The 10,732-nt window shown below is 67.8% G+C and carries 8 protein-coding genes; 1 reads left to right on the top strand and 7 read right to left on the bottom strand.

Features of this window, described 5'->3' with window-relative positions; genetic code table 11:
• Positions 1–81 precede the first annotated feature (81 nt).
• A complete protein-coding gene (locus E1202_RS08500; protein WP_132682015.1) occupies positions 82–273 on the bottom strand; it encodes a ferredoxin in 192 nt (63 codons plus the stop codon).
• Between the two features lie 224 nt (positions 274–497).
• On the opposite strand from E1202_RS08500, the gene E1202_RS08495 reads away from it, so the two are divergent.
• Positions 498–1,667 carry an NAD(P)/FAD-dependent oxidoreductase gene (locus tag E1202_RS08495; RefSeq protein ID WP_132682014.1) on the top strand — a complete coding sequence of 390 codons (1,170 nt, stop codon included), beginning with the start codon at positions 498–500 and terminating at the stop codon, positions 1,665–1,667.
• A gap of 131 nt (positions 1,668–1,798) precedes the next feature.
• Here E1202_RS08495 and E1202_RS08490 read toward each other — a convergent pair whose 3' ends face one another.
• The 6 genes from E1202_RS08490 to E1202_RS08465 form a co-directional block, all read right to left on the bottom strand.
• The gene (locus E1202_RS08490) at positions 1,799–2,554 is read right to left on the bottom strand and encodes an SDR family NAD(P)-dependent oxidoreductase (RefSeq protein ID WP_132682013.1); all 756 of its coding nucleotides are present in this window, start codon (positions 2,552–2,554) and stop codon (positions 1,799–1,801) included.
• A gap of 183 nt (positions 2,555–2,737) precedes the next feature.
• Complete coding sequence (locus E1202_RS08485) at positions 2,738–3,049, bottom strand: EthD family reductase (protein ID WP_132682012.1); 312 nt, start codon at positions 3,047–3,049, stop codon at positions 2,738–2,740.
• A 530-nt stretch (positions 3,050–3,579) separates the two neighbouring features.
• Positions 3,580–5,889 (bottom strand): arylsulfatase, encoded by a 2,310-nt coding sequence (locus E1202_RS08480; RefSeq protein WP_132682011.1) that lies wholly within the window; start codon positions 5,887–5,889, stop codon positions 3,580–3,582.
• Positions 5,890–5,911: 22 nt separating this feature from the next.
• The gene (locus E1202_RS08475) at positions 5,912–7,258 is read right to left on the bottom strand and encodes an MFS transporter (RefSeq protein ID WP_165943788.1); all 1,347 of its coding nucleotides are present in this window, start codon (positions 7,256–7,258) and stop codon (positions 5,912–5,914) included.
• A gap of 164 nt (positions 7,259–7,422) precedes the next feature.
• Positions 7,423–9,744 carry an arylsulfatase gene (locus E1202_RS08470; protein WP_132682009.1) on the bottom strand — a complete coding sequence of 774 codons (2,322 nt, stop codon included), beginning with the start codon at positions 9,742–9,744 and terminating at the stop codon, positions 7,423–7,425.
• 164 nt (positions 9,745–9,908) lie between these two features.
• Entirely contained in the window at positions 9,909–10,703 is a 795-nt protein-coding gene (locus E1202_RS08465; RefSeq protein ID WP_132682008.1) for an SDR family NAD(P)-dependent oxidoreductase, read from the bottom strand.
• Between the last annotated feature and the right edge of the window lie 29 nt (positions 10,704–10,732).

Here is a 10,732-nt window from a genome sequence, read left to right as displayed (position 1 = left end):
CCCCCTCCCCCGCAGGCCGAGCGAGCGCGCCCGAACCGCCAGGCGGCGGACGACCCCGCGGGACGCGCAGCCCGCTCGGCGTCACTTCAGGCTGATCGCCCGCTCCGGGCACGCGTCCGCGCCATCGCGAGCCGCGTCGACCAGGGCGCCGTCGACCTCCTCCGCGATCGGGTAGGCGTGCCCGTCCTCGTCGCGCAGCGCGAACACATCGGGCGAGGTCATCTGGCACAGCCCGTGCCCCTGGCATTGGTTCGCGTCGACCTGAACTCGCATGGATCCTCCTCGACCAACTCGGCCTGCATCGTTGACAGCCGACCCATCTAGTATAACCATTATCAGGCCAAAGCGAAGGGCTGCGACGCGAAAGCATCGCAGGTCGACGGCTTCTCCGAAAGCCACCACCGAATGGGACCGCGCCGACCCGCAGAAGGAGTCGAGATGGGCTTGCAGAACTCCACCCGCGCTCAACAGCGCGCGCTGGCGACGGAGAGCGGTTCATGAACCGGATCGTCGTCGCAGGCGGCGGCCTGGCAGCGGCCCGGGTGTGCGAACAGCTCCGCGCGAAGGGGCACGACGGCGAGCTGCTGGTGCTCTGCGCCGAACCCCACCCGCCCTACGACCGGCCACCGCTGACCAAGGCCGCGCTCCTGGAGGAGCGCGACACGACCCTGCGCACCGATTTCGAGCTGCTCGAAGCCGATCTCCGGCTGGGCGTCGCTGCGACCGGCCTCGCCCCGGATCGGGACGTGGTGCAGACGGCGGAGGGCGAGATCCCGTTCAGCACCCTGGTCATCGCGACGGGCTCAGCACCCGTCCCGCTCCCCGGATCGGGCCCGCAGCACGTCGTCCGCACCGCGCAGGACGCGGCGAGGCTCCGCGCCGGACTGCGCCCGGGAGCCCACGTCGTGCTCGCCGGAGCCAGCTGGATCGGTGGAGAGGTCGCCACGGCGGCACTCCGGCTGGGACGCCGCGTGACCTGCGTCGAACCGGGCCCGGCACCGCTGTCCACCGCGCTCGGCGACGAGGTCGGCGCGCTGTTCCTGCCCTGGTGGTCCGACGTGGACCTGCGCCTCGGGGTGGGCGTCACCGAGGTGACCGCCACCGGCGTGCGGCTCGGCGACGGGTCGCACCTCACCGCGGATGTCGTGGTGGCAGGTATCGGAGTGCGCCCGCAGACCGACTGGCTGAGCGGCTCCGGGGTCGAGGTCGACCGCGGGGTGGTGGTCGACGAGCACCTGCGCACCACCAGGCCGGGCGTCTACGCGGTGGGCGATGTCGCCGCCCGGTGGTCGGTGCGGTGGAACAGGCACCTGCGCGTTGAGCACTGGGACGACGCGCGAACCGGTCCGGACGTCGCCGCAGCGGTGATCCTGGGCGGCGACGGCGGCCCGGAGCCGTTGCCGGTGCACGACCCGGTTCCCTACTTCTGGAGCGACCAGTTCGGGCACAAGATCCAGTACGTCGGCCAGCACGGCGCCGAGGACGCGGTCGTCGTCCGAGGCAGGGGTTCGGCGAAGTGGGGAGCGGCCTGGCTCGCACCCGACGGCACGCTCAACGCTCACCTCAGCATTGATCAGCCCAAGCAGATGATCCACGCCAGAGCGGCGATCGATGCCGGCGCGAAACCGGACCCGGAATCGCTGGCCGACCCGGATGCCTTGCTCTGAGAACGTGATCGTGTTTTGCGCGCTGTGCCGGTGGAGGAGGTCCGTCCCCGGACCCGGCCCATGCCGCAGCAGCACAGCACGCGGGGTCCTCGAGCGCACTCTCGAGGACCCCGCTGAAATCGACGGCAACATCAGCGAGCCAGGTACCCGCCATCAACGTGCAATTCCGAACCGGTCATGAACGAGGCGTCGTCACTGGCGAGGAAAGCGATGGCGGCGGCGATCTCGGACGGCCGAGCCAGCCGGCCCATCGGCATCACCGCGACCATGCCCGCTTCGATCTCGGTTCCCTTCACATTGTCGAGGATGGGGGTGTCCACGAACCCCGGATGCACCGAGTTCACCCGCACGCCGTCACCGACCCAGCGCATGGCGGTGTTCTTGGTGAGCAACCGGACAGCCCCCTTCGCCGCGTGGTAACCGGGCGAGGTGCCGAACCCGCCACCCACGCCGTAGATCGAACTGACGTTGACCACGGAGCCGTACCGGGACGCCTTCAACTGCTCCGCAGCCGCCTTCATGCCCAGGAACACGCTGGTCTGCGTGACGGCGATCGTTCGCTCGTACTGCTCCTTCGTCGTCTCCTCGAGCGGGGCGACATCCCCGATCCCGGCGTTGTTCACGAGGATGTCGAGCCCCCCGAACTCCGCGACGACGTGGTCGATCGCCTCCTGCCACGACTCCTCGGAGGCCACGTCGTGATGCAGGAAACCCGCCCGGACTCCGGAATCCCTGAGCCCGTCCGCGACTTCCTCACCGGCGGCGTCTTGGATGTCGGTGACGAGCACCGCAGCGCCTTCCTCCGCGAAACGCTCCGCGGTCGCCCTGCCGATGCCGCTCGCGGCACCGGTGACGAGGGCGACCCTGTCCTGCAATCTGTCCACCATGGACTCCTCGAGAGGGTATGTGCTCGTGGCCGAAACCTCAGGTTCGGCACCTCCGGTCGCCGTTCGAGAGCCTGGTTCTGAGCCCGCCTGGAGCTCGTCCCGTCAGCGCTGCGCGGACGCGTGCGCCACCTGCGCAGCGCGACGCCCGAGTCCGCACAGGGATTCCGGGGGCGGCGGCCGAACCTAGGTCGCCTTGATGACCTGGGAGAAGGACATCTGGAAAGCGTCTGGCGTGGTGAATTTCGCGATGTCAGCCGAGGCGGCTTCGCCCTCCGGCGACTGCAGGGCCGCCAAGGCGTCTTCCTTGCTGTCGAAGTCGAGGACCGCGACCAGGAAGTGCGCCGGCTTCGATCCGTCCGGAAGTTCGGTCACGCCCCATTCGTAGTTCCTCAGCTTCGGCAGCTTGGTCGCTAGAACCGCGTGCACTTCGCGGTAGTGCTTCAAGAACTTCTCGGGGTCGGACGGGTGATCGTAAATCGCCGTGAGCCGATACATCGAGTCGCCTTTCCATCTGGGGGGATTGCGCACGCGACAGATCTCCCGGCACCTCGGGAACCCGTAGCACCGGGCATACCAGTCCACAGTGCACGATCAGCGACGGACGGGAGAGCCGCAGGGCGTTATCTGCAACCAGGATCACCCGAGCCGCAGCAAGAGTCAAGACATCCCTGATATTCATAATCACTGTTTCTTCAAGAGTGGTCGCACAACCTTCCGGAACTGCGCTCGCTCGCCACTCTCGGCCGAGCGCACGCGAGGCCGTGCGGCCCCCGCGGACGTGCTCCACCGCTCGGCACGGGACTCCTCGCATCCCGATGGCCCACCGGTCGACCACGACATGATCAGCAGCCTGATCAAGGGTGACGCGGAGAAGGTGACCGAGGAGCGGCCTGGCGAGCGGTCCGGCGGCACAGCCACCTGGTCCTGGTCGACTTCGCCCTCGGGTCCACTAGTTCGTAGATACCTCAACTATGTGCGGTGCTCCCGTTCCGCAATCAGTTTCAACATCACCGGCGCCGGCAAGGTCACTGTTCTGGTGTCCCCGCCGGCTCGGCGAGGTCGATGCGGACCCAGTGGAGCCTGCCGGAGAACGCGTTCGCCGGACCCTGGGGGTACTCCTCGGTGACGGGGGTACCGCGGTCAGTGCCGACGTCGAGCGTTTCGTCGGGCGAGAAGAAGAACGGCACCGTGGCCTCGATCCTCCCAGAACCCACCTCGGTCCCGTCGACGACGAGGCGGCCCGTACCACCACGCCCGCTCCCACCGCCGTCATAGGCGAACTGGAATTCGACGGTGTGCTCACCGGCCTCGAGCGCGGTGTCGGCGGACACGGAGAACCGCTGCAGGCCGCAGAGGTTGTGGCAGTACCTCAGCCGGGAGTCCACGAGGTACAGCGACCAGCCTCCGAACCGGCCACCCTGTGCGACGAGCACTCCGTTGGCCGGCGCGTCGTCGACGGTGATGGCGGCGGTCAAAGAATGTGACGTGTTCTTGACGTTCGGCGCCGCGTCCTCCCGCAAGCCGGGAAGGTCCGGATACAGCGTGACGGAGCGCCGCCCGGCCATGAGATCTCGCCGTCCTGCGAGCGCAGGGTTCATCTTCTCGGTGAGACGATCGTCCAGTGGGAACACGTTGTGCCTGGCCGCTTCGACCACGAACCGGTTCTGCAGCTCCGCCAGACGCTCGGGATGCTTCTCGGCCAGATCACGACTCTGCGACCAGTCGGTGTTGGTGTCGTAGAGCTCCCACACGTCGTCGTCGAACGACGAGAGCACCGGCGCCGCCATCATCCACGGGATGCGGTGGCGCGTGACCGCGGTCCAGCCCTCGTGGTAGATGCCGCGGTTTCCCGCCAGCTCGAAGTACTGCGTGTGCCTGCGCTCCGGGGCGTCCGGGTCGTCGAAGCTGTAGTTGAACGACGTTCCCTCGAACGGAATCTGCGCTGCGCCGTCGACCTCGGTGGGTTCGGGCAGCCCGGCCGCCGCGAGGATCGTGGGCGTGACGTCGATGCAGTGATGCCATTGGTGGCGCACCTCGCCACGAGCTTCGATCCCGTTCGGCCAGTGCACGATCATGCCGACCCGGGTCCCGCCGTAGTGGGAGGCGACCTGCTTGGCCCACGGGTACGGGGTGTTCATGGCGAGTGCCCATCCGACCGGGTAGTGGGCGTACGCCATCGGTCCGCCGATCTCGTCCAACTGCTGGTGGATGCGTTCGGCGGTGTCGACGAACCCGTTGGCGGTGACCGCTTCGTTGAGCGTTCCGTCGATGCCGCCTTCGGCCGACGCCCCGTTGTCACCGAGCACGTAGATGATCAACGTGTCGTCGAGATGTCCCATCGCCTCGAGCTCGTCGACGAGCCGTCCCGTCTGCACGTCGGTGTGTTCGGCGAAGGCGGCGTACGACTCCATCAGGCGTTCGGCCACCTCCCGCTGGACGTCCGACAGCTCGTCCCAGCGTGGGACCCCGTCGCACCACGGGGCGAGTTCGGTGTCCGGACCGACGACGCCGAGTTCGCGTTGCCTGGCCAGGGTGCGCTCGCGTTGTTCGTCCCAGCCATGCGCGAACTCGCCGCGGTAGGCATCGCGCCACGATCGCGGCAGGTGGAACGGCGTGTGGCAGGCGCCGTAGCTCAGGTACGCGAACCACGGTTGGTCCGGGGTCAGCGTGTCGTGGGTGCGGACCCAGGAGACCACCTGGTCGACGAGGTCTTCGGAGAGGTGGTAGCCGTCCTCTTCACTGCCCGGCGGTTCGATGGGCGTGGTGCCGTCGACGAGGTTCGGCGTGAACTGGTTGGTCTCGGCGCCGAGGAAGCCGTAGAACTTGTCGAATCCCTCACCCGTCGGCCATCGGTCGAACGGACCCGCCGGCGTCGACTCGGCGCCCGGGGTCTGGTGCATCTTCCCGAACGCCCCCGTTGCGTAGCCGTTGGCCTGCAGCATGCGCGCCAACGTCGCGACTTCACGAGGGCGACGAGCGGTGTAGCCCGGAATCGAGGTGGCGATGTCCGGGAGCGACCCCATGCCCGCGGTGTGGTGGTTGCGGCCGGTCAGCAGCGCCTGTCGCGTCGGAGCGCACAGCGCCGTCGTGTGGAACCTGCTGTAACGGAGCCCGCCCTCGGCGAGCCGTTCCGCGGCGGGCATCCGGCACGGCCCGCCGAACGCCGACGAGGCGCCGAATCCCATGTCGTCGATGAGGATGAGCAGAACGTTGGGAGCACCGGACGGGGGACGGATCGGCTCCTCCGCGGGGTACGGCGGGTCCTGCGCCCGAGCATCGAGCGCGGGCGCGATGGTGGATTCGGGGTTCGTGATCGGTAGCGTTCGCCGGTTCAACGGATCGCTCCTTCCGAGCGGCTTAAGCCTTGTCGAGCTGCGGGGAGGGCTCGTCCGATCGGGACGAGCGCCGGGAGGGTGGGACGAGCATGATCGCGCCGCACAGAGCGAGGGCGGTGGTCCCGAAGATGTAGAAGTTCCACTCCGGTCCGACGGAAGCGCCGAGGACGAAACCACCGATCAGCGGGCCGACCACGCCACCGAGACGAGACAGGCCCATCGTCCAGCCGAGCGCGGTGCCGCGCGCGTAGCCGGGGTAGTATCCGCTCGCGTACCCGAAGATGAGGGCCGCCGACGTGAGCGCACCGAATCCCGCCGCCAGGATCAGCCCGTACACGAATCCGGTCGGCAGACCCAGGCTCAGCGCCAGAATGCAGACGCAGGCGACACCTCCGGCGATGACGATGGCCAGCCGTGGCCCCGACCGATCGGCCACCGTGGACAGAACGAGGTTGCCGAGCAGGCTCCCCGCGTTGAGCGCGACGAGGAACGCCAGCGACGAGCCGAGGCTGTAGCCGGAGCTCGTTAGGATCTCCGGAAGCCAGGTGTTGAGCCCGTAGGCGAGGATGAACGCGCAGAACCCGGCCACGGGGAACGCGATGCTCGCCAGCCGGTAGCCGGGTGCGGCCAGCGCACGAATCGCCACGAGCCGGTCGACCGATTCCTGCTCCGCCGTCAACGCCATCGCCTCGGCCCGCCGCTCGACCGCCTCGCCACCGAGCCCCATCGAGTCCGCGAGTGCGCGGGCGCGCTCGTGACGGCCGCTGGTGACGAGGTGGTCCAGCGACTCGGGCAACTTCCAGACGAGGAAGGGCAGCACGGCAAGTCCCATGAGGCCGCCCACGAGGAACATGGTGCGGAAGCCGAGATTCGGCACGACGAAGATGGACACCAAGGACACGAGCACAGCGCCGATGGCGTAACCGGCGAGCATCGTCGCGTTGTAGAAGTTGCGCCGTTCGGCCGGTGCGTACTCGGCGACCAGCGCGATCACCATCGGCAATGCCCCACCAAGCGCGAGGCCGACCAGGAAACGCAGCACGCCGAGCATGGCCGGACCATTCGCGGCAGCGCACAGCGCGGTGAGCACGCTGAACATCACCGCGTAGAGGATCAACGGCTTCCTGCGGCCGTATTGATCGGCGATGTAGCCCGACATGAGCGCGCCGATCATCAGACCGATCAGCGCGTAGCTGCCGATCGCGCCTCCCGTCTCCGGGCTCATGTTCCAGGACGGATCGGCGAGCAGGGAGGGAAGCACCGTTCCGTAGATGACCAGATCGAAGCCGTCGAGGAAGACGACGGCGAAGCAGAGGATCCAGACCGTGCGGGCGACTCGTGTGGCCGCGGTCGGTCGGTTCACTGTCACGCACCACCTTCGTTGGTGATCGCAGAACATCGTGGTTGTGCAGAAGTCGGGGAGAATCGAAGACCGGCCACCTGAAGCGGCCGTGGCCGATGACCGCCGGCGGGTGGAGCCGGAGAGCGCGGAAGCCCGGCTCCAGCTGTCGCGGCGTCAGTGCGCGAACGCGCTCATTCCAGGGCGCTGCCCACGGACCTCGCTTGTTCGAGCAGGACCTCGGGCGCATCGGGTGCCCGTTCGCCCGGTACGTAGGTCACCGTGTTGAGCGTCCCCGTGAACGGGAACGACCCCTCGCGTTCGTAGAGGCGCCAGCACACCGGTGAACGACGGTCGAGCCCGATGTCGATGCCTTCGAACGGCATGAACGAGAACAGTTGCGGAAGTCCGTCGGTGCGCGCGGCGGGCTCGCCGTTGACCCGCAGCTCGACATCCCATCGACCGCCTCCCGGCGAGTGCAGGTCGACCGCGACCGAGTCCGACCGCGCGGGCAGCCGCACGGCTTCCAGTGAATGCTCCTCACCGCACGAACTGATGAGGAACCTGAGTTCGTCCTCGTCGACGTAGAGGAGGTAGCCGGATTCCTGTCCGCCGTGGGCGACGATGATTCCGCGGTCACCGCGCTCGAATCGCCAGTCGACGGTGATCCGAACGGAACGCCCCGCGAGCAATCGGCTCGACCGGTACCGCTCCGTCGTCGGGTATCCGGGTCGGAGCACGACCGGCTCGTCGAAGGGCTTCTCCGTGTCCGGCCGGATGATGTAGTTGATTCCGCCGCCCTCGTACAGGGGGAAGACGCGGTTCCGCCACGCCGCGTCCTCCCACGCTTTCGCGAGTTCCGCCACCAACGCGGGATGGTCGTCGGCGAGGTCGCGGAGTTCGGTCGGGTCCTCCGCCACGTGGTACAGCTGCCAGCGTTCCTCGCGGAACGGGGTCATGGGGACCCGATACGTCAGCGCTTCCCAGCCGTCCCGGTAGTACCCGCGGCTGCCGAGGACCTCGTAGTACTGCTCGACGTGCGACGTGGGGGCGTCCGGATCGTTGAACGTCGCCGCGAAGGTCGAGCCGACCCAAGCGTCGGCAGGTTGTCCGTTCCGCTCGGTCGGCACGTTCAGCCCGATGAGATCCACCAGGGTCGGCAGTACGTCGGTGACGTGCGCGTACTGCATCCTGACGATCGAGTTCGGGTGGGTCGCCTTGCGAGGCCACGAGAGGATCAGCGGAACCTGATGGCCACCGGCGAACGTGGTCGTCTTGTAGAGGCGGAACGGGGTGTTGCACGCCATCGCCCAGCCGCGCGGATAGTGCGGCCAGGTGGTGGGACCGCCGATCTGGTCGAAGTTGTCCAGATCGAGCTCGAGGAAGTCCCTTCGCTGATGGGTTTTCCCGGGTTCAGGGGATCGTCCGCGGAAGTAGTGGCTCGATCCCCGCTCGTTGCCCTCCCTCGACGCGCCGTTGTCGCTGGTCAGCAGGATGACCGTGTTGTCGAGCTCGCCGAGTTCCCGCAGGCAGTCGACGATTCGGCCGACGCTCGTGTCCACGCTGTGCACCATCGCCGCGTAGACCTCCATGTACCGCGCGAAAAGACGTTGCTCGTCGGCCGAGAGGTCGTCCCAGGCCAGGACGTCCTCGCCGGGCTCGTCGTTGCGCGGGGGAAGTTCCGTGCCGGGCTCGACCACGCCCAGTTCCACCTGCCGCGAGAGCCTCTGCCGGCGGAGCTGGTCCCAACCCATGGCATAGCGGCCGCGGTATTTCACGATGTCGGCTTCCTTGGCGTGCAAGGGAGCGTGAACCGCACCGTGGGCGAAGTACATGAAGAACGGTGTGTGCGGATGGGACGCACGCAGACCGTGGATCATGCGGAGTGCGCGGTCGGTCAGGTCGTCGGTGAGGTAATAACCCTCCGGATACTGGTCGACGTCGACGACGGAATTGCCGTCGTAGAGCCGATGCGGGTGGTGCATGTTGGTCATGGCTTCGAGGAAGCCGAAGTACTCGTCGAAACCGCGCTGCAACGGCCACGACGAGCGGTCACCTGATTCGGACAGTTCGGAATCCCGTGTCAGATGCCATTTGCCGAGCATGAACGTCCGGTATCCGTTGGCGCGGAAGATCTCGGGCATGGTGGGCTGATTGGCGGGCAGCTCTGCGGCGTAGCCGGGGAATCCGGGATCGGCGTTGCTGACGTACCCCATCCCGGCGGCGTGCGAATTGAGCCCGGTCATCAGCGCGGCGCGCGTCGGGGAGCACAGGGGTGTCACGTGGAAGTTCGCGTAGCGCGTGCCCGCGGCAGCGAGCGCATCGACGTTCGGGGTGTCAATTTCCGAGCCGTAGCAACCGAGATCGGAGAATCCCAGGTCGTCGACCACCACGACCACGACGTTGGGGGCGTCGCGCGGAGGTTCGGTGCGCGGTGGCCACCACGGCTCGGAAGAGCGGAACGTCCGGCCGATCGTGCCGCCGAATCCATCGTAGGCGTCGAGTTGCTCCGGCATGAGCGATGCTCCCTCTTTCGACACACTTGGCCAGATCACGTTCGCAGCAGGCGATTCCGACGTCCAAGACGAAAAATCGGAGTGGGCCATTGAGCGTCCCTATGCGGAGGAATCCGTTGGATGAACGCCTCCGCCTCGGCGATGCGGTCCGTGGGAGGAAAGAGTCACAACGCCGTGTACCCACCGTCCACGGTCATCACCGAGCCCGTGACCCACGCGGATTCGTCGCTGGCGAGGAACAGGGCCATGTTCGCGACGTCGTCGGTGGATCCGACATGACCGATGGGGTACTTCCGCGTCATCCGGTGCAGTGCCTGTTCGGCGGCCGCGCCGGGATCGGCTTCGCCCGCGGCACGGCCCTCGTAGGTCGCCGTCACCAGCGGGGTCGGCACCGTGCCGGGGCAGATCGCGTTCACCCGAACTCCCCTGGGACTGAAGTCGAACGCCATCTGCTTCGTCATGGCGATGACCCCACCCTTGGCCGCAGCGTACGGGAGAACCTCCCCGACCCCGACCAGCCCGCCGATGCTCGCGGTGTTGACGATGCTGCCACCCCCGCGCTCGAGCATGTGCGGAAGTGCGTACTTGGCGGAAAGCCAGACGCCTTTGAGATTGATGTCGAGGACCCGCTGCCAGTCCGCTTCGCTGGTGCTGAGGGCGCTGCCGACGCCCGTGACACCGGCGTTGGCGAACAGCACGTCGAGACTGCCGAGCCTGCCCGCGGTGGTCTCGACCATCCGCTCGCAGTCGGCGGCCGTGGATACGTCGGCCCGCATCGCCACGGCCGATCCGCCGGCTTCGGTGACCATCGTGGCGGTCTTCTCGACCGCGTCCTCGTCGACATCGGCACAGCCGACGGCGGCTCCCTCGGAGGCGAAGCGCAGCGCCGCGGTGCGGCCGAAGCCGGATGCGGCACCGGTGATCAGCGCGACCTTGCCCGCCAGGCGTCCCTCACTCATCTGCGTGTCCTTCTCTCGCCGTCGTTCGG

The sequence above is a fragment of the Saccharopolyspora karakumensis genome (genome assembly GCF_004349225.1).
Classification (GTDB): domain Bacteria; phylum Actinomycetota; class Actinomycetes; order Mycobacteriales; family Pseudonocardiaceae; genus Saccharopolyspora; species Saccharopolyspora endophytica.
The sequence above is the reverse complement of the archived record's forward strand: the minus strand, read 5'-3'. Positions and strand labels throughout refer to the sequence as shown.